The organism is Pseudomonas massiliensis (assembly GCF_000826105.1).
Lineage (GTDB): Bacteria > Pseudomonadota > Gammaproteobacteria > Pseudomonadales > Pseudomonadaceae > Aquipseudomonas > Aquipseudomonas massiliensis.
Genome location: NZ_CCYK01000007.1, coordinates 824,235 through 843,166, shown reverse-complemented (window position 1 = coordinate 843,166; position 18,932 = coordinate 824,235). Strand labels below are relative to the sequence as shown.

Here is an 18,932-nt window from a genome sequence, read left to right as displayed (position 1 = left end):
CGGGGTCCTTGTCAGTCTTCCAGGCGCGGGAAGCGCTGGGCAATGGGCTCGCCAGTGAAGCGGGCCACCCAGCCCTCGGCGTTGTTGAACAGGCGAATGGCAACGAAATGCGGATGCTCGCCCATGTCGAACCAATGGGGGGTGCCGGCGGGCACGGAAATCAGGTCGTTCTTCTCGCACAATACGGCGTAGACGTATTCGCCCAGGTGCAAGGTGAACAGCCCGCGGCCGGCGACGAAGAACCGTACCTCATCCTCACCATGGCGATGCTCTTCCAGGAACTTGGCCCGCAGCGCGGCCTTATCCGGATGGTCGCTGGCCAGGCTGATGACATCCACAGTCTGGTAGCCGCACTCGGTTACCAGGCGGTCGATCTCGTCACGATAGGCGGCGATCACCTCCTCCTCGCTAGCGCCGGGCGCGATCGGAGCATTGGCCTGCCAGCGTTCGAAGCGCACGCCCTGCTCCGCCAGGGTAGCGGCGATGTCCTCGCCATGGGTGAGCACCTTCTCGGGCAAATCCGGGGTGCTTTCGTGGTAAACGGTCAAGCGACTCATCAGGCACTCCTTGGGTCAGCGTACCGCCCGTAGTTTCAATTCACAGTCGAAGAGGAATTCGAACGCCTCGACCTGGCGCAGCGCATCGGTCATGGTCGCGCCCCAGGTATACAAGCCATGGCCGCGGATCAGGTAGCCCACGCAGTCGGGATGAGCCTCCAGCCAGGGCTGCACCTCGCCAGCCAGGCGGGCAATGTCCTGGTCGTTGTCGAACACGGGCACCACTACCCGGCTTTCATGGGTCACCACGCCGGCGAAGGCTTTTTGCAGCTCGTAGTCTTCGAACACCAGTTCGTTGCCCTCGGTGACACGGGACAACACCGTGGCGTTCACCGAATGGGTATGCAACACGGCGTTGATGCCTGGCTGCCAGCGGTAGAGCTGGGTATGCAACAAAGTCTCTGCCGATGGCCGCTTGCTAGGCTCCAGGCTGTTGCCGCTCATGTCGGTGGCGAGCACGTCGTTCGGGGTGAGCTGGCCCTTGTGCTTGCCGGATACCGTCAGCAGCGCCTGGGTTGGCGAAAGGCGGGCAGAATAGTTGCTGCTGGTCGCCGGAGACCAGCCCCGGGCATAGAGGAATTGCCCCGCCTCGACGATCTGCCGGGCCAGGGTGTCACGGTCCGGGGTCATACCGGCTCCTTCTTGTCGAAAACCACGATCATAACCGTTGCGGCCGCCGCGGCCAGGCTGGCCAGCGCGAAGGTGCCGAACGGCCCCAGCGCCTGCCAGCTGTACCCGGCATATACCGCGCCCAAGGCGCCTCCGATGCCAGCCAAGGCTGCATAGAGCGCCTGGCCCTGGCCCTGGTAGCGCAGGCCGAAGGTCTGCCGAACCTGCTGGATAGCCGCGGCATGGAAGCTACCGAAGGTGGCCGAGTGCAGGACCTGCGCCAGCACCAGAACGGTTGCGTTCTGCGCCAGGCTGCCAAGCAGCAACCAGCGAACCGCTGCCAGGGCGAAGCTCACCGTCAGTACCTGGCGCACACTGAAGCGCGCCAGCAGCCAGGCCATGGCCAGAAACATCAGGATTTCAGCCACCACGCCCAAGGCCCAGCACAGGCCGATCACCACCGCGCTGTAGCCGAGTTCGCCAAGGTAGATACTGAAAAAGGTGTAATAGGGGCCGTGACTGAGCTGCATCAAGCCCACACAGGCATAGAACGCCAGCACTGCCGGCTGGCCCAGGCGGGCGAGGAAGCCGTCGCCAGGGGCCACCTGGCTGGTTTCGTCTTCACCCCGGATCGGGGCCGGCACCCAGGCGCTGGCCAGCAGGATGCCCATCATGATGACGGCAACGGTATAGGGATAGCTACTCAGGCTCTGGTATTCGAACCAGCGCCCCAACGCCACCACCGCCAGGATGAAACCGATGGAGCCCCAGAGCCGCACCTGCCCATAGCGAGTTGGCTGCTGGCGCAGATGAGCCAGGGTGATGACTTCGAATTGCGGCAGTACTGCATGCCAGAAGAAGGCATGCAGTGCCATGACCATGGCCAGCCAGGCGTAACTTTGCCCCAGGAAGACCAGGGAAAAAGTGGCCAGAGTGGCGGCGGCGCCCAAGCGTACGATGCGCAGGCGCTGGCCTGTGCGGTCACCCAGCCAGCCCCACAGATGCGGGGCCACGCAACGCATGAGCATGGGAATGGCCACGAGCTCGCCGATGCGCGCCGGCGCGAACCCCAGGTAAGCGAACCAGGGCGCCAGGAAGGGCGCGGTGGCGCCCAGCAAGGCGAAGTAGAACAGGTAGAAGCCGGACAGCCGCCAGTAGGGAACCGCCACGCCCGTCAGACCCCGGGCGCGGCCGAAGCCAGGATCAAGACTGCAGCCCCAGTACTGGCGTGCTTACCCGCACATCGGCGTTCTGGCCGCGATGACGCAGCAGGTGATCCAGTAGCACGATGGCCATCATGGCTTCGGCGATAGGGGTGGCACGGATGCCCACGCAAGGGTCGTGACGGCCTTTGGTGATCATGTCTACCGGCTGCCCGGCCACGTCGATGGATTGCCCCGGCGTGGTGATGCTGGAGGTCGGCTTGAGCGCCAGGTGCGCCACGATCGGCTGCCCGGACGAAATGCCGCCGAGGATGCCGCCGGCGTTGTTGCCGACGAAGCCCGTTGGGGTCAGGGCATCGCGATGCTCGCTGCCACGCTGGGCCACGCTGGCGAAACCGGCGCCGATCTCCACGCCCTTGACGGCATTGATGCTCATCAGGGCGTGGGCCAGGTCCGCATCCAGGCGGTCGAAGATCGGCTCGCCCAGGCCGGGCATCACGCCCTCGGCCACCACGGTGATGCGCGCGCCTATGGAATCCTGGTCCCGTCGCAGCTGGTCCATATAGGCCTCGAGCTCCGGCACCCTGGACGGATCCGGGCAGAAGAACGCGTTCTGCTCCACCCCGTCCCAACTGACGAAGGGAATCTCGATGGGGCCCAGCTGGCTCATGTAGCCGCGCACCTGGATGCCCAGGGTCGCCAGGTATTTCTTGGCGATGGCCCCGGCAGCCACGCGCATCGCTGTTTCCCGGGCGGAGCTGCGACCGCCGCCACGGTAGTCGCGCAGGCCGTACTTGTGATGGTAGGTGTAGTCCGCGTGGGCAGGGCGGAAAATGTCCTTGATCGCCGAGTAGTCCTTGGACTTCTGGTCCGTATTGCGGATCAGCAAGCCGATCGGGGTGCCGGTGGTCCGGCCTTCGAACACACCGGAAAGGATCTCGACCTCGTCGGCCTCCTGGCGCTGGGTGGTATGCCGGCTGGTGCCGGGCTTGCGCCGGTCCAGGTCCCGCTGCAGGTCGGCGACGTCCAGCGCCAGGCCGGGCGGGCAGCCATCGACGATGGCAAGCAACCCAGGGCCATGGCTTTCGCCAGCGGTGGTGACGGTGAACAGCTTGCCGAAGGTGTTGCCAGACATGCGAGAGGCTCCGCGAGATGAATCCTGATGAAACTTGAGGCAGCGCAGTATACGCAGGCTGGCACCTCAGTTCACCCTTGGCGAACCGGGCACCGCCGCTTCGGTCCAACGTACCCCTTCTGTGAACTGGTTAAAGATGCTGCGCCTATTCCTACTGTTGAGCCTCTGCCTGGCTTCCCTGGCCCAGGCGGCTGCCCCCGCTACCGTACCTGCCGCCGCGCAGGCTCCTGCGCCCGCTTCCATCCTGCAGCGCCCCATCAGCCTGGACACCGGCAGCGGCATCCTGCAAGGCAGCCTGCTGTTGCCCCGCTCGAACCACCCGGTGCCGGTAGCGCTGATCATCTCCGGCTCTGGTGCCACGGACCGAGACGGCAACAACCCTGACGCCGGACGTACCGACAGCCTGAAGAAGCTGGCCTGGGCCCTGGCCCGTGCCGGTATCGCCAGCGTGCGCTATGACAAGCGAGGCGTGGCCAGCGGCCTGCCGTTGGCACCGGATGAACGCCAGCTGAGCGTGGAAGCCTACGTCGCCGACGCCGTCGCCTGGACCCGCAAGCTGGCGGCAGACCCGCGCTTTGGCCCGTTGACCCTGATCGGCCACAGCGAAGGCGCCCTGATCGCCAGCCTGGCGGCCCCGCAAACCAGTGCGACCGGTGTGGTCGCCCTGGCCGGTAGCGGTCGGCCCATCGATCAGGTGCTGCGCGAACAGCTGCGCGAGCGCCTGCCGCCGGCCCTCTACGCGCGCAGCGAACAACTGTTGGATGAACTCAAGGCCGGCCAGCAGGACGAGCAAGTCCCGCAGCCCTTGCAGGTGGTATTTCGACCCAGCGTGCAGCCGTATCTGATTTCCCTGTTCCGCCAGAACCCGGCGCAGGCCTTCGCGGCCCTGCTGGTGCCCGCCTTGGTGGTGCAGGGCGAGCATGACATCCAGGTGGGCGTGGAGGATGCCGATGCCTTGGTAGCGGCCAATTCCCGGGCAAGGAAGGTGCTGATCCCGGGCATGAACCATGTGTTGCGTATCGTGCCCCTGGACATGAAGCAGCAGGTCGCTTCGTACAACAACCCGAACCTGCCGTTGGCGGCGGGCCTCGCCGACGCGCTGGCCCGGTTCATCAAGGGCAACGAACCCTAGCCCTCAAGAATCGTCAGGGCTGGCCGATACCCTCTTCCAGAGAGAGGATCGCCCTTATGCCCTACATTCCCATGCACGACGCGGCGCCCGCGAACGCCGAGGCGGAGCCGGTGGCTGCTGCGGAGCTACCTGCCCTCCCCTGGGGTGAAGTGACGCCGGAACATCATGAACTGCTTCGCCTGGCCGCCTTGCCCAGCGACCGAACCAGCGGCCCCCGCCCGTTGCGCTTTGCCCAGTTCGGTTGGGCGGAGCGCCATAGCGAGCGCTACAGCCTGCTGCGGCTGGTCATCGACTTGCCAGGCCAGCGGGTGCGCAAGGAGCAGAACTGCCTGGACCTGTGGGCCGATCACGCTGAAGGGCGGGTCTGGAGCCAGCCGGAAACCCTGAGCCTGGAGCCTGCCAACCGCGGCCTGGGCCGCTACCTGCTGAACCAGGCGGTTGCCTGGGCGCAAGCCCGTTGGCCGGGGTATCGATTCGATGGGATCGTGTTGCCCAATCGAGACGCCCTGGTGGAAGACACCCGCCTGCGCCGTGATCACGTTTTGCGCAGCCACGGCTTCGACGTGCATTACGAAGACGCCCAGCACCTCAAGGGCAGCGTCAAGCAGACCCTGGTCAGCGCATTGCTGCCCAACTGGAATGCCGAGAAAGTGCAGCGGGTGAATACGCTGGAAAGCGCCAGCATGCTGCAGGCGGCGGACAGAAGCTTGCAGGAAATGGAGGCCCAGCTGCGTCAGCGGGACGAGCGCATCGGCAAATACCGACGCGAAGACGGCAGCCTGCGCTTCACCATCGGCTGCCTGATCGCCTTCGCGCTGTTCCAGGCCGCGCTCTTGATTTACATCGCCACCCACCGCTGAATGGCATGGCCGGGGCCGCTACCCCGGCTGTTACCTGGCTTACAGACGCGAGGCAAACAGCGCCTGATGGTCCCGGCACTGGCGGGCAGTCAGGGCGAAGACACCGTGGCCGCCGTGCTCGAAGTCGAACCAGGTGAAATCCACTTCCGGGTACAGGGCCTCGACGTGCACCTGGCTATTGCCCACTTCGACCACCAGCAGGCCGTGCTCGGTCAGGTGGTCGGCCGCCTCGGCAAGCATGCGTCGCACCAGGTCCAGGCCATCTTCGCCACAGGCCAGGCCCAGCGCCGGTTCATGATGGTATTCCTCCGGCATGTCGGCGAAATCTTCCGCATCAACGTAGGGCGGGTTGGAAACGATCAAGTCGAAGCGCTGGTTCGGCAAGCCGGCGAAGCCGTCGCCCTGCACCGTATACACCCGCTCTTCCAGCTCATGCCGCTCGATGTTCTGGTTGGCCACTTCCAACGCATCGAAGGACAGGTCCGCCAGCACCACTTCGGCCTCCGGGAACGCCCGGGCGCAGGCGATCCCGATGCAACCCGAACCGGTGCACAGGTCGAGGATGCGCGTTGGGGTTTCGGCCAGCCAGGGGGCGAAACGCTGGCCGATCAGCTCGGCAATGGGTGAGCGCGGCACCAGTACCCGGTTATCGACCACGAAGGGCAGGCCGCAGAACCAGGCCTCACCGATCAGGTAAGCGGCCGGGATGCGCTCCTTGATGCGCCGGCGCAGCAGGTGCTGCACATGGCTGAGCTCATCGTCTTCCAGGCGGCAATCCAGGTAGCTGTCGCTGATATCCCAGGGCAGATGCAGGGCGCCCAACACCAGCTGCCGCGCTTCGTCCCAAGCGTTGTCGTTGCCGTGGCCGAAGTACAGCCCTTCGGCATGGAAGCGGCTGACGGCCCAGCGGATATGGTCGCGCAGGGTGCGCAAGCGAGTAGTGATCACGGCAAGCTCCTTGGAATAGACAGGCGATTCTACCAGCCCAGGCCACGGCCGACGCGGCTTCGCATCGCGGTGATTCCCATATCGGCCCCGGCAGTGGAGAATATGGCAAAAGCCCTCTTCAAAGGAGCCCCTGATGCCCGATGTCAAGACGATGTTCCAACTCAGTGGTCGCGGCTACCCGCCGTTCACCCTGAGCAATGCCACGTTGATCATTATCGACGCGCAGAAGGAGTACCTGAGCGGGCCTCTGGCGCTGTCCGGCATTGAGGACGCCGTCGAGCATATCGCCCAGCTGTTGCGCGCGGCGCGCGAGGCGAACCGGCCAGTGGTGCATGTGAAGCACCTGGGCATTCCGGGCGGCCTGTTCGACCCCCAGGGCGAGCGCGGCCAGTTCATCGACAAGGCGGCCCCGATCGACGGCGAGCACATCGTCGAGAAGCGCATGCCCAATGCCTTCAACAATACCGACCTGCACGAAACCCTGCAGAACCTCGGCCACGTGAACCTGATCGTGTGTGGCTTCATGACCCACTCAAGCATCAGCACCACGGTGCGCGCGGCCAAGGACTACGGCTACCGCTGCACCCTGGTCGAAGATGCCTGCGCCACCCGTGACCTGCCCTACAAGGGCGGCGTGCTGAGCGCCGAGCAGGTCAAGCAGGTGGGCATGGCCACCATGGCGGACAACTTCGCCGCCGTGGCTTGCACTACGGATGTGATCTGACCCGGCGCCGTTCGTCGCGGCGCTGCCGGCGCGCTCGAGGATTATGGCGAGTACAGGAACCCGACCGCCGCCTGGGGGTCGAAGGGCCGATATTCACCCTGAAGGAAATCCCTGATGAAGCTATCCGACGACGGTTTTAACGCCCGCAGGCTGCGGCCCCGCGGACCGAACCGGTGGCGGATGCGAATCGGCGCCGCCCTGGCGGCGGTACTGGCGGCCTTCGGCATCCTGCTGGGCATGGCCGGCATCGCCAGCCTGCTGGGGCGCCCGCCAGCGATCGATGGCCTGGACACCAGCACCACCGGTGCGGCCATCCTGACAGTGTTCGGGGTGCTTTTCCTGTACCTGGGAATCTTCGTCTGGCGTCGCTGCCGCCGGCGCATGCGCCGCACCCAGGACCTGAACCTGGCACCGCACCTGATGAAAAGACACGACTGACTCTTGTAGACTGGCACCCTGCTTGGAGGCCACATGCAAGACGATGATTTTTCCCTGTTCCAATCCGAAGTCCGGGGTGTGAAGCCGATTCGTCACGACCGCGCCGACACCGGCAAGCCGCGGGCGGACCGCCAGCGCGTGCAGGCGCTGCGCCAGGCGGCCACGGTGCGCCAGGACGTAAAGACCGTAGATGGCCTGTCGGACCAGTTCGTCATCGACGTAGGCGCCGAGGACGAACTGCACTGGGCCCGTGATGGCGTGCAGGAAGCCCAGATGCGCAAGCTCAAGCTGGGGCAGATCCCCTTCGAAGGCAGCCTGGACCTGCACGGGATGGCCGTGGAGAAAGCCCGGGAAACCCTCTGGGAATTCCTTGCCGAGGCCGCTCGCCTGGAGATCCGCTGCGTGCGCGTCACCCACGGCAAGGCCGCCCGCCTCGATGGCAAGCGGCCGATGATCAAGAGCCACGTCAACACCTGGCTGCGCCAGCATGCACAGGTGCTGGGCTTCACATCCTGCCAGCCCCGCCATGGCGGAACAGGCGCGCTCTACGTGATGCTCAAGCGCACCATGCTCGAAGGGCGCGACGAATAGCCCGCCCTTCCCCGCCCAGCTCGCACTTGCGGCGCTCCGGCGCGGGCCTTAACCTACGCGCCTGCTTAAAATTCTCCTACAGGTAAACCCATGTCCCTGGAACAGCAATACAGCGCCATTCTCGGCGAGATCGGCGAGGACATTTCCCGCGAGGGCTTGCTCGACACGCCAAAGCGGGCCGCCAAGGCCATGAAGTACCTTTGCCGCGGCTACGAGCAAACCTTGGAAGAGGTGACCAACGGCGCACTGTTCAGCTCGGACAACAGCGAAATGGTGCTGGTCAAGGACATCGAGCTCTACTCTCTCTGCGAACACCACATGCTGCCCTTCATCGGCAAGGCGCACGTGGCCTACCTGCCTAACGGCAAGGTACTGGGGCTGTCGAAAGTCGCCCGCATCGTGGACATGTACGCACGCCGCCTGCAGATTCAGGAAAACCTCAGCCGCGAGATCGCCGAGGCCATCCTCAAGGTCACCGGCGCCGCCGGCGTGGCCGTGGTGGTGGAAGCCAAGCACATGTGCATGATGATGCGCGGCGTGGAAAAGCAGAATTCCAGCATGATCACCTCCGTGATGCTCGGTGAGTTCCGCGACAATCCGGCTACGCGTAGTGAGTTTCTTAGCCTGATCCGCTGAGCCAACGCACTGTGGGAGGTAGCGAAGCTACCGAATGCGGTCTACAGGCATTGCGCTAGCTCACCGACTGTATCGCCCATTGATCCGCCCGCTGTACCGTCCAAACCCGCCTGTACGGCGGTACCCTGCATGCACCCCATGCAAGGACCGCCCGCCATGCTCAGCGCTGCCCCGCCCCGCCTCCGCCCTTTGGCCGACAGCTCCCCTTCCGCCGTAGTGGCGGGCTTCCTCGCCCCGATGAACCGGCCCACCCCCTCGCCCCTCCCGCTGTACCACGCCGCGGCGGGGGGGGGGCCGAGCGCGGGGCAGGGCGCCCCCCATCGGGGAGGGGCGCAACCCCCCAAAGTGGGTTACAACGTCGTGTCCCGCCCCCCCCGCTTGTCCCCCCTTTTCCCCCCCCCTCGTTCCCCCACAACCCCGCCTGTACGGCGGTCCCCTGCATGCCCCCCATGCAAGGACCGCCCGCCATGCTCAGCGCTGCCCCGCCCCGCCTCCGCCCTTTGGCCGACAGCTCCCCTTCCGCCGTAGTGGCGGGCTTCATCGCCATGATGACCGGCTACACCAGTTCGCTCATCCTGATGTACCAGGCCGGGCAGGCGGCTGGCCTGAGCGCGGCGCAGATCGCCTCATGGATCTGGGCATTGTCTATCGGCATGGCCCTGTGCAGCATCGGCTTGTCGCTGCGCTACCGCACACCGGTCACCGTGGCCTGGTCCACGCCTGGCGCGGCCCTGCTGATTACCAGCCTTGGCGGGGTCAGCTATCCCGAGGCCATCGGTGCCTACCTCACCTGTGCCTTTCTGGTCACGGTGTGCGGCCTGACCGGCACCTTCGAGCGGCTCGTCAAACGGCTGCCCGCTTCCCTTGCGGCGGCGCTGCTCGCGGGCATCCTGTTTCGTATCGGCAGCGAAATCTTTATCGCCGCCCAGCATCAAACCGTGCTGGTGCTGGGCATGTTCTTCGGCTATCTGCTGTGCAAGCGCCTATCGCCTCGCTATGCCGTGTTGGGGGCCTTGCTGATCGGGCTGGCATTGGCGGCCATGCTAGGGCTGCTGGACTTCAGCGGCGTTCGCCTGCAACTGGCCGTACCGGTATGGACGACGCCCACTTTTTCCCTGGCGGCCACCGTTAGCATCGCCATTCCGCTGCTCGTGGTGTGCATGACTTCGCAAAACATGCCCGGCATGGCCGTGCTCAGGGCAGACGGCTATCAGGTGCGGGCCTCCCCTTTGATTTCCGTCACCGGCATCGCCTCCTTCCTGCTGGCGCCGTTCGGCTCCCATGGCATCAATCTGGCGGCGATCAGCGCGGCCATCTGCACCGGCCCCCAGGCCCATGAAGACCCTGGCAAGCGCTACACGGCGGCGGTGTGGTGCGGCCTGTTCTATGGCATCGCCGGCACCTTCGGCGCTACCCTGGCAGCCCTGTTCGCCGCGTTCCCCCGGGAACTCGTGCTGTCCATCGCCGCCCTGGCGCTGTTCGGTTCCATCGTCAACGGCCTGACCCAGGCCATGGCCGAGCCACGCGAACGGGAACCGGCCCTGATCACCTTCATGGTCACCGCCTCAGGCATGACGCTCTTCGGCATAGGCTCGGCTTTCTGGGGAATCGTGGGGGGCGTGATTACCTTGCTGGTGTTGAACCTACGCAAGGCGTAGCGCTAGGGATTGGAAGGAACCCCGCCCGGCCGCGACCCTCAGAAAAAGGACCATTCATTCCCGAGGGCCTTCCATGTCCAGATTCACCGATAAAGTGGTTATCGTCACCGGCGCCGGCTCCGGCATAGGCGCGGCCACCGCCAGGCGCTTCGCCGCCGAGGGGGCCCGGGTGACCCTAGTAGGGCGTGACCGCGCCAAACTAGAAAAGGTGGCCGCCTCGCTACCCCAGGGCCAGTACCTGGTACACCCGGCAGATGTGTCCAACTGGGATGAAGTACAGGGGCTGGTCGCCCAGACGGTGCAACACTTCGGTCGGCTCGATGTGCTGGTGAACAACGCCGGTGTCGCGCCCACCGGGTCGCTGACCGACACCCCCATGGAGGACTGGCATCAGGTAATGGCCATCGACGTGAACGGCGTGTTCTACGGCTGCCGCGCCGCCATGCCATACCTGATCGCCAGCCAGGGCTCGGTGATCAACCTGTCTTCAGTGTCCGGCCTGGGCGGGGACTGGGGGATGAGCTTCTATAACGCCGCCAAGGGCGCGGTCAGCAACTTCACCCGCTCGCTGGCATTGGAATACGGCCGCCAGGGCGTGCGCGTGAACGCGGTATGCCCGGCCCTGACCTGGAGCGACCTGACCGCCGACATGAAGAACGATGACGCCCTGATGGCCAAGTTCAAGGAACGCATCCCCATGGGCCGCGCCGCCGAACCGGAGGAAGTGGCCGACGTGATCGCCTTCCTCGCCAGCCATGACGCACGCTTCGTCAACGGCGTCAACCTGCCGGTGGATGGCGGTTTGCATGCGTCCAATGGGCAGCCGCCGCAGGCGTGAAACCTGTAACTTGAAGGCCTCTGTAAAGGCTCGCCAGGCGCTCGCCGGCGAGCCATTTTCTGGCTTATGCGCCTGGTCGGATGGTCAAGCCCGCCCGGGGCTCGTTCACTGTCCTGCCAATGGTCAAGGAAGGACGCCGACGAGCCGTGTCTATGTCAGCCTTGGTAAATAGCCAGACCGAATCCGGACTGACCATAGCCGTTGCCGTTATAAAGCATGTAAAACGCCCCGTCATGCTGGAAAACAAACGGATACTCGATCATCTCAGAGTCCCAGCCTGTGGACGATATATCGATACCTGATTCGTCCAGGGCCAACTGCCAGATCTTGCCGTCCAGGGAGTTTGCTTGTCCTATACGGTAGGTTTCGCCTGAACCACTGCGGTAAGAGAACCACATGCGTCTGCTACCGTCCGGAAGTGTCATTACCGTCGGCCTGGAAAACGCCTGGGCTACCCCGACAATGTGGGGGACTGCCTGGCCAGTCTTGATCCACGCCTGCCCGTCCGTTGAGTGGGCATGGTTCAAGACATGGATCATCTCGCCGTTCCCTGCGTCCCATGTCGTCGTAGAGCCATACCACATTTCGAATCCGTGGACAGTTTGCTCGACCCATGGGTAAGAAAGACTGATGCGGTCCACGTCGCTACAACCAATGAGGGGCTCGTGCGAGTCGAGAGAGAGACTCAGGTCTGAACCTACCAAGAGCCGACCGATATCACCGCGCCAGTGCCCATCTGCAGGATTTTGCCATCCCATGAACATCATGTAGGTCGACCCCTGCGTCGAATAGCAGTTTCCGATACTCACCCCATGTTCATAGAAGCTTCCGGCGGGCCCATGCTGGAAGACTGGACGATCGTGAACGTAGACCACCTCCCTCTTTCCAAGATCGAAGTCAACGTAGCCAATTGACGATCTCTTGGAAGCATCCCTTCCACTATAAAATATCCGATATACGTCATCGCGAAGGTAAACTGGCAGCGGATTTGCAGCATGACTCAAGAGCTTCTCGTGAAGGGGTGTCGGCGTATAGATATTCCCAAGCTTTTCCCATGTCATTCTGACACCCTTTAAACTGTAGCGACTGGAACTGCGCTTCACAGATGCTCGGTTTTAAATACGAAAAGGAAGATATCAGTTTGATATCCTAATCCCTCAAGAATCATTACAGCCTCCTTGCACAGTGGCCAGCTAGCCAATCGGCGCGCCTGCCCCAGACTGCGGGGAAAGCGTGGTAAACTCAGGCTACAGCATGCTCGATTCGAGAACGGAGACGACCCTTTCCTGCTGCTCCTGAGTCAAACCGACCCAGAGCGGCAACCTGATCAAACGTGCTGCCTGGCGGTTGGTTACGTCAAGACTGTCCATAGCCCGGCCGTAACGCAAACCGGCTGGCGAAGAGTGCAACGGAACATAATGAAATACCGAGTTTATGTTAGCGGCTTTTAGAGTATCCAGGACCAATTGGCGATCGAAGCGCTCCGAAATGATGACATAATACATATGTGCATTATGCTGACACTCCGGTGGGATAACTGGGCGTCGAAGTATGCCCTGCGCTTCCAAGGGCTCCAATAGTTGATGGTAGAAATTCCAACTGGACATGCGTCTTTCAGTGATACGATCCGCCTCTTCCAGTTGGGCCCACAGGAAAGCTGCGATCAGCTCCCCTGGCAGGAAAGACGAGCCAACTTCCTGCCAGGTGTATTTGTCTACCTCACCTCGAAAGAACCGGCTACGATCGGTGCCTTTCTCGCGCATGATTTCAGCGCGCAGCGTCATCCCGGGATCGTTGACAAGCAGCGCCCCACCTTCACCTGAAATTACATTCTTTGTTTCATGGAAACTGTAAGCACCGAAATCGCCAATACCACCCAGTGCGCGACCTTTGTAGGTTGCCATCACCCCTTGAGCGGCGTCTTCCACGACCTTCAAACCATGACGCGCAGCAATGGCCATGATCGTGTCCATTTCGCAGGCAACACCCGCATAGTGAACTGCCACGATTGCCTTGGTACGAGGCGTGATAGCAGCTTCTATCAAACGCTCATCCAGATTCAAGGTGTCTTCCCGGATGTCGACGAAGACCGGTATTCCTCCCCGGAGCACAAAGGCATTAGCCGTGGACACGAAGGTATAGGATGGCATGATGATTTCATCGCCTGGCTGCGTGTCGAGCAGCAACGCGGCCAGCTCAAGTGCCGCCGTACACGAGTGAGTCAAAAGGGCTTTTGGGCAACCTAAGCGCTCCTCGATCCATTGGTGACACCTCCTGGTGTAGGGGCCGTCGCCGGCCAGACTGCCATTGAAATGCGCTTCGGCGATATACGATAGCTCCTTGCCGGTCATATAGGGCCAATTGAACGGAATGCGATTGTCCATGTTTCTTCACTCCTGGAACCGGATGGCTATCACCGTAGGCGCAACTTGTCAGCCGCGGGCTGCGACTATGGTACCAACGACGATCATCCCGATCCCGAAAATCTTCTGAGCGCTGATGGGCTCGTGGAACAACCAGCCACTGAACAGAATGACGATCACAAAATTCAGGCTCATGAACGGGTAGGCATGGCTGAGCTCGAACTTGCTCATGGCAGCCATCCACGTCAGGGAAGCCAGGTAAGCTGCGGCGAAACCGGAAAAAATGGCAGGATCGAACGGTAACAATACCAGAAACTTGATCTTTGCCATGCCAGACGCGGGAAGCGGCCCGAGCTGCTCTATACGCCACTTCAAGATCAACTGTCCATAGACAGTGAAGAGTACTGTAGCGAGGATATAAAGATAGTCCAAGGCACGCGCCATCAAACTCCTCCTTCCAGCGCGCCCAAACCAATAGCGCTTTGCACTCGCTTCGCAGGTCCGCTCATAGACTTCTCAACCTATGGCTGGGCACTCTGGAGCGCGGAGTAACTGCCCCTATGTAGACCCCCTCCGCCTCTGTATCGTCCAATATGAGGGCACCGGCGCCAATGACGCATCGCTCGCCGACCCTGATGTGATCACGAAGCGTGGCATTCACGCCAATGAAACACTGCTGGCCGATGGTTACCCCACCCGAGACCACCACGTGCGAAGCCAGGAAGACGTGATCATCAAGTATCGAATGATGACCAATATGATTGCCGCTCCAAAGAGTGACATTATTGCCTATAGTAACGAAGGGTTGCAGGGTATTGTCTTCAAGAATGAAGCAATTCTCTCCGATACGCCCATCGTTCAGCACTGTGGCCCGGGAGCTTACATAAGTGGCAATGGGATACCCGAGCGCCTTGGCTGCAAGGTACTTTTCCTTCCTTATGCCATTCAGCCTGGAATAACCAAGGGCGATGAAAACACTGTACTCTTCACGATCGTAGGTTTCTGAAAGGGTCTCAAACGGGACCACAGGCAGGCCACAGAAATTCGGATCCTTCAGAAACTCCCTATCTACGGAGAAAGCAACCACATCGTAGCAGGAGTCATTGGAAAAGTAGTAATGCGCCACCTCTGCGATCTCACCGGTTCCAAATATGATCAGCTTCCGCTTCATGTATTCTTCCTCACCACAATCGTGAACTCGTATAAACCGTAGTCATGCAATAGGGCCACCTGTTTTGAATACCGGCGTTTGCATAGATCGAACAGGACACAGGGGTTTGCATAGTAGAGGTCAGGACGCATTTTTTCAGGATCGGAATATGAGGTCAGGCAGTTAAAAGCGAACCCTCGTTTACTCGTGGAATCCAGAATTTCCAGGATATCTTCCAAGTATGCAACCCACTCAGTATCCGTACGGCCCAATCTGACGTTGAGAATCCCACTGGCCACCCCGAAATCCGCTACGCTATCAGGCCTATCAGAGGTGATGAACCGAGCTTCGGCTGCACCGTCATATTGTTGCCGTGCAGCCGATACCATTTCTTCCGAAACATCGACACCTAGGTAGCCAGCCGCAGGGCGATTTTCTCGAAGAAAACCAAGCAAGGCGCCATACCCACAGCCCAGATCGTTCAGCGTGAACGGCTGATTTTCAGGCAAGAGGGACAGAAACTGTTCGAAGCGCAGGTGCTGCCCGGAGGCCCCATTCCAATCTACGCCAAGCGGGGTCGCTCCATGCTGGGCAAGCTTTTTAGCGTAATAGGAGGCTACATCGCCCAAGAGTTCAGTCTTTGCGTTTTTCATAGACCTGCCTCACGATCGTATAGGGCCGCTGTTTGGTTTCTGAATAGATTTTCGATAAGTAGATGCCGACCACGCCAATAAAGGAAATTATCATTCCGCCCAATAGCCAGATGGACGCCATCACTGACGTCCAGCCACTCAAAGTCTGTGCCCTATATAGCCAGAGCAGAATCAGATACAGGCAATACACTGATGCGAGCCCGGAAATACTCAAGCCAATATAGAAGATACCAATAAGTGGCGCATTACTGAAGGAAGTCACGGAATTGACTAGCACCGCCATCTTGCGCCGGAAGGTATAGGAAGTCTGGCTCGTGCTATGCTTCGTCACCATATGCGGCTGCTGCGTGAAGCCGGTGGTGTACCACAGCCCCGCGATAAACACCTCTCGCTCGGTATGCATAAGCAGGGCGTTTACGTAACGCCGAGTCATCAAGCGTGCCGTCACTATGTTCTTTGGCAACGCCAGCCCTGTCAGCGCTTCGAACATGCGGTAGAATCCCTGGCCGCTCCAACGTTCAAACCAGCCGCCCTTCCGCTGCTGCTGCACGCCATAGACAACATCGCAACCCTGACTAAGCAATTGCTCGGCAAATGGATTCAGGTATTCAGGCTCTTCTTCAAGATCGCTATCTATAAGAAAAATGAAATCGCCCTGAGCGTGTTGCAGGCCGGTCATCATGGCCTTGTGATGACCAAAGTTCCGTGAGAGGTCGACCACCTTCACGTGGTAATCTGCCATGGCGATGTCGATAGCCTTTTCGAGGCTGTCGTCCGGGGAGCCATCATTGACTAGAACAATTTCGAAATCGTCCTGCGCCCACTGTCGGGCCACGGAAACACACCGCTGATAGAATTCAATGAGATGGGGAGCGCTTTGATAAAGAGTCGACACGATCGAAAGCTTCATCAGCGAACGTACCTCATGTACCCTGGTGCCTCCGGGCCACAGTTGAAAAGCAGATCGAGAATGGTCACGGCATGAATGAAGCCATCCCATAGCTGAGGGTATTCGGGGTAACCCGCGTAATCGAACCACTGTAGTTCGATACCCTGGGACGTGAATACCGAAGCGTCGATGTAACTCCTCGCAGCCGGCCCGGAGACATAGATGTCTCCCCCCGCTTGCCGGCAGAGGTCCGCCAATCTCTCGGTCTTTCCTTCGATCAAGGTATAATCGCTGGAAAGCGTAATGCGGGTGCCAATCTGAAGGTAGCTACAGACGGCTTCGATCAAGCGCCGATTCAATGCCGCCAGATGGCTATGTTGTTGCTCGCGATAAATAGGCTCAAGCCACTGTGCAATGTCGTTGAAATAGGGTGAACGCCTATAGTTTTGGCATAAGGCCTTCCAATGTGCCTCTGCCCATTGGGCTCCCTCGATCTCTGTCTCGTTGATGGTCTGAAAATATCTACCTTTCACACGCACCGGCACGGTCAACCACTGGGCTCCCTGGGGTGTTTTTATCTGATTACGATTACGCCAATCGCGTCGAGTGTACTGCATGTCATCATAGAGCACGAACTCATCAACCCTCGCGATCAGATCGAAATAACCTTTCCAAGGGATGTAGTTGGACTGAAGTATTGCAACCGCTTTCATTGCACAGCCACCTTATTGAACACCCGATAGCGCCCCAAGCGCGGACCTTCCATATAATCGCACGCCTTCAACAAACCGATCACATCGCTGACCGGTGGCCGGTCGGCCCGAAGCACGACATATGATGGCCCTCGCGAAGATGCCAAAAGGATTTGAGCGGCGTTGCGAGCATCAACGTCTTGCGGGTTTTCATATAGGAAGCGAGCGGTTTTCTGTCTTAGCGAAAGCTCTCCGTCCAGGTGCAAATTTTCCAGAACGTAACCCAGATAGTCCTCACGGTAATTGTATTGAGGAAACTTGGCCGTCACTAGAACGACACTGCTGGCTATCTCGATCGGGGCAAACATGCTGCCTTCAGAAAGGTCTTTCCTCATGGCCTCGGCGACGGAGAGAAGTTCGGGGCCGACTTTTTTCGAAAAAATTTCCCAGCGAGCGCTATTTTCCGCGCGGAGCACTGATGTCGGACCACACAACCCTAGACCGATCAGCACCAATAGGAATCCGCATTGCGCCAGGCGCGCCCGGGGGCTTTCACGATAGAGACACAAGGCTGCGATTGGCACTATCAGCGGGAATGGCAGCAGGTAGAAGAATCGCCAGTAGATGTTCTCAGTGGTGACGTATTTGATCACCGCTGGCGCCACCCATGGATTCAGCATGAAAACGATCGGTATTATCAACCATGCCAGGAAAAGCCGACGATAGGGCGATAAAAGCGCTACAATCATGGAACAGATGCAAAACAATGTCGGTGTGACTGGCAGCGCTGGGTTTATCAGGTAACCCAACTGCCCTTGGAAGCTTGATGAAAATACCGCGTTCACGGAGCTTCCAGCGGCTACATACTGGCGTGCTTCCAGGCTGAACACGACGCCCCAAGCTATCACCGGTACCAGCGTGGCGCAGTAAAGCACTCCTGAACGAAAGCTCCTTAGGCTAATTATCTGCCCATGCTGAATATTGTAGCTTGCCCACAGTACTGCCGACAGCACGGGCAGGAAAACCAACGCTGTGGTTGTCAGCCCGACCATACCTATTCCGCCGATCAGTAGTAAAAGCCAGTCTACTCTCTTCGGCCGCGACAAGTAGCGCAACGAAATGTACACCCAAGCGAACACTCCGAACTGAACGAATACAAACTTTCCCTGAAATGCGCGTGCTATGCTCAAATTGCCAAAGGCTCTGTGTGTTTCACCCAGACACAATAAAACACCGACAAAAAGCAGGGTGGCCCACAAACATGCCCAAGGCCTGGGCTCGAACAAGGATACTGTGAGGAAAACCACCAGAAACATCAAGGCACCTACCACAAACGGAAAAGCTATGTGGTAAAGCGAGAGGAACTCACTGTGAGTAGTCCAGGCCAATGCGGCCTGAGCAGTTTCGTAGTATTGAAAAACAATCGAATGCGGTTCTTCAGCCAACCCAGCCAGCCAGGTTACGCCTTGATCCAGCCGCCGGTCAGGATGCTCGGTGTAATAGACTGGTTTAGGCGCATACACGGAATCATCTATATCTGGGCGTTGAATAGAGGATGCCAGAACGCCGCTCAGGACAGCTGCCAGTACCGCTACCATAATGGGACCGGTGATTGAGGCGCCTCCTCGCCGTACCAGCCTGATAGTTTTGATGCCCCACCAGATGAGGATTGCAACAGCGACCGCTGAAATCAGCTTGGCCGCGAGAGCAAAAGAGAAGGAAAGCAACAGACCCGAAATAAGTACAATCGTGGAGATTCCCAAGAAAAGCAGAAAAGCTACCACTGGGAGTTGCAATAATGTGTATTCGCCCAGATTGAAATCGGCGGCGCGGACGTTCCTTTTGCTGATACTCATCTACCCTTCCATTGATCATGATTCGCCAGCGCCTACTATC

At 60.3% G+C, this 18,932-nt stretch carries 21 protein-coding genes; 8 read left to right on the top strand and 13 right to left on the bottom strand.

Features of this window, described 5'->3' with window-relative positions:
* Nucleotides 1-11: 11 nt before the first annotated feature.
* Genes BN1188_RS14735 through aroC form a run of 4 tightly spaced genes read right to left on the bottom strand, consistent with a single transcriptional unit; the run spans nucleotide 12 to nucleotide 3,464 of the window.
* On the bottom strand, nucleotides 12-557 hold the full coding sequence (locus BN1188_RS14735; protein WP_040262190.1) for a 1,2-dihydroxy-3-keto-5-methylthiopentene dioxygenase: 546 nt from the start codon (nucleotides 555-557) through the stop codon (nucleotides 12-14).
* A gap of 15 nt (nucleotides 558-572) precedes the next feature.
* Nucleotides 573-1,187, bottom strand: a complete 615-nt coding sequence (locus BN1188_RS14730) for a methylthioribulose 1-phosphate dehydratase (RefSeq protein WP_040262189.1) — start codon at nucleotides 1,185-1,187, stop codon at nucleotides 573-575.
* Nucleotides 1,184-2,344, bottom strand: coding sequence for an MFS transporter (locus BN1188_RS14725; protein ID WP_040262188.1), 1,161 nt, complete (start codon nucleotides 2,342-2,344; stop codon nucleotides 1,184-1,186). The genes BN1188_RS14730 and BN1188_RS14725 overlap by 4 nt, the downstream gene beginning before the upstream one ends.
* 25 nt (nucleotides 2,345-2,369) lie before the next feature.
* A complete protein-coding gene (gene aroC / locus BN1188_RS14720) occupies nucleotides 2,370-3,464 on the bottom strand; it encodes a chorismate synthase (protein WP_040262187.1) in 1,095 nt (364 codons plus the stop codon).
* A gap of 136 nt (nucleotides 3,465-3,600) precedes the next feature.
* Between aroC and BN1188_RS14715 the strand changes: the two genes are divergently transcribed.
* Entirely contained in the window at nucleotides 3,601-4,596 is a 996-nt protein-coding gene (locus BN1188_RS14715; protein WP_040262186.1) for an alpha/beta hydrolase, read from the top strand.
* Nucleotides 4,597-4,667: 71 nt separating this feature from the next.
* Entirely contained in the window at nucleotides 4,668-5,456 is a 789-nt protein-coding gene (locus tag BN1188_RS14710) for a hypothetical protein (protein WP_040264006.1), read from the top strand.
* Between the two features lie 39 nt (nucleotides 5,457-5,495).
* On the opposite strand, the gene prmB is transcribed toward BN1188_RS14710, so the two are convergent.
* Nucleotides 5,496-6,404, bottom strand: coding sequence for a 50S ribosomal protein L3 N(5)-glutamine methyltransferase (prmB, locus tag BN1188_RS14705; RefSeq protein ID WP_040262185.1), 909 nt, complete (start codon nucleotides 6,402-6,404; stop codon nucleotides 5,496-5,498).
* Nucleotides 6,405-6,537: 133 nt separating this feature from the next.
* Between prmB and BN1188_RS14700 the strand changes: the two genes are divergently transcribed.
* The 6 genes from BN1188_RS14700 (at nucleotide 6,538) to BN1188_RS14675 (ending at nucleotide 11,289) form a co-directional block, all read left to right on the top strand.
* Nucleotides 6,538-7,128, top strand: coding sequence for a cysteine hydrolase family protein (locus tag BN1188_RS14700; RefSeq protein ID WP_040262184.1), 591 nt, complete (start codon nucleotides 6,538-6,540; stop codon nucleotides 7,126-7,128).
* Nucleotides 7,129-7,242: 114 nt separating this feature from the next.
* Nucleotides 7,243-7,566, top strand: coding sequence for a hypothetical protein (locus BN1188_RS14695; RefSeq protein WP_040262183.1), 324 nt, complete (start codon nucleotides 7,243-7,245; stop codon nucleotides 7,564-7,566).
* 33 nt (nucleotides 7,567-7,599) lie between these two features.
* Nucleotides 7,600-8,157: a Smr/MutS family protein gene (locus BN1188_RS14690; RefSeq protein WP_040262182.1), complete on the top strand. Its 558-nt coding sequence runs from the start codon at nucleotides 7,600-7,602 to the stop codon at nucleotides 8,155-8,157.
* 90 nt (nucleotides 8,158-8,247) lie between these two features.
* The gene (gene folE, locus BN1188_RS14685; protein ID WP_040262181.1) at nucleotides 8,248-8,793 is read left to right on the top strand and encodes a GTP cyclohydrolase I FolE; all 546 of its coding nucleotides are present in this window, start codon (nucleotides 8,248-8,250) and stop codon (nucleotides 8,791-8,793) included.
* Between the two features lie 467 nt (nucleotides 8,794-9,260).
* Nucleotides 9,261-10,451 carry a benzoate/H(+) symporter BenE family transporter gene (locus tag BN1188_RS14680; protein ID WP_040262180.1) on the top strand — a complete coding sequence of 397 codons (1,191 nt, stop codon included), beginning with the start codon at nucleotides 9,261-9,263 and terminating at the stop codon, nucleotides 10,449-10,451.
* Nucleotides 10,452-10,524: 73 nt separating this feature from the next.
* On the top strand, nucleotides 10,525-11,289 hold the full coding sequence (locus BN1188_RS14675) for a meso-2,3-butanediol dehydrogenase (RefSeq protein ID WP_040262179.1): 765 nt from the start codon (nucleotides 10,525-10,527) through the stop codon (nucleotides 11,287-11,289).
* Nucleotides 11,290-11,444: 155 nt separating this feature from the next.
* Here BN1188_RS14675 and BN1188_RS14670 read toward each other — a convergent pair whose 3' ends face one another.
* From BN1188_RS14670 to BN1188_RS14635, 8 genes are all read right to left on the bottom strand, one after another.
* Nucleotides 11,445-12,350: a DUF1349 domain-containing protein gene (locus BN1188_RS14670; RefSeq protein WP_040262178.1), complete on the bottom strand. Its 906-nt coding sequence runs from the start codon at nucleotides 12,348-12,350 to the stop codon at nucleotides 11,445-11,447.
* 186 nt (nucleotides 12,351-12,536) lie between these two features.
* Nucleotides 12,537-13,673 carry a dTDP-4-amino-4,6-dideoxygalactose transaminase gene (gene rffA, locus BN1188_RS14665; RefSeq protein WP_040262177.1) on the bottom strand — a complete coding sequence of 379 codons (1,137 nt, stop codon included), beginning with the start codon at nucleotides 13,671-13,673 and terminating at the stop codon, nucleotides 12,537-12,539.
* A 48-nt stretch (nucleotides 13,674-13,721) separates the two neighbouring features.
* Entirely contained in the window at nucleotides 13,722-14,096 is a 375-nt protein-coding gene (locus tag BN1188_RS14660; protein WP_084596233.1) for an EamA family transporter, read from the bottom strand.
* A 61-nt stretch (nucleotides 14,097-14,157) separates the two neighbouring features.
* A complete protein-coding gene (locus BN1188_RS14655) occupies nucleotides 14,158-14,823 on the bottom strand; it encodes an acetyltransferase (protein WP_040262176.1) in 666 nt (221 codons plus the stop codon).
* Nucleotides 14,820-15,455 (bottom strand): class I SAM-dependent methyltransferase, encoded by a 636-nt coding sequence (locus BN1188_RS14650; protein WP_040262175.1) that lies wholly within the window; start codon nucleotides 15,453-15,455, stop codon nucleotides 14,820-14,822. Before BN1188_RS14650 ends, BN1188_RS14655 begins: the two co-directional genes overlap by 4 nt.
* A complete protein-coding gene (locus BN1188_RS14645; RefSeq protein WP_040262174.1) occupies nucleotides 15,436-16,365 on the bottom strand; it encodes a glycosyltransferase family 2 protein in 930 nt (309 codons plus the stop codon). The genes BN1188_RS14650 and BN1188_RS14645 overlap by 20 nt, the downstream gene beginning before the upstream one ends.
* Nucleotides 16,365-17,057, bottom strand: a complete 693-nt coding sequence (locus BN1188_RS14640) for a WbqC family protein (RefSeq protein ID WP_040262173.1) — start codon at nucleotides 17,055-17,057, stop codon at nucleotides 16,365-16,367. The genes BN1188_RS14645 and BN1188_RS14640 overlap by 1 nt, the downstream gene beginning before the upstream one ends.
* A complete protein-coding gene (locus tag BN1188_RS14635) occupies nucleotides 17,054-18,892 on the bottom strand; it encodes a hypothetical protein (RefSeq protein ID WP_052469289.1) in 1,839 nt (612 codons plus the stop codon). Before BN1188_RS14635 ends, BN1188_RS14640 begins: the two co-directional genes overlap by 4 nt.
* Nucleotides 18,893-18,932 lie beyond the last annotated feature (40 nt).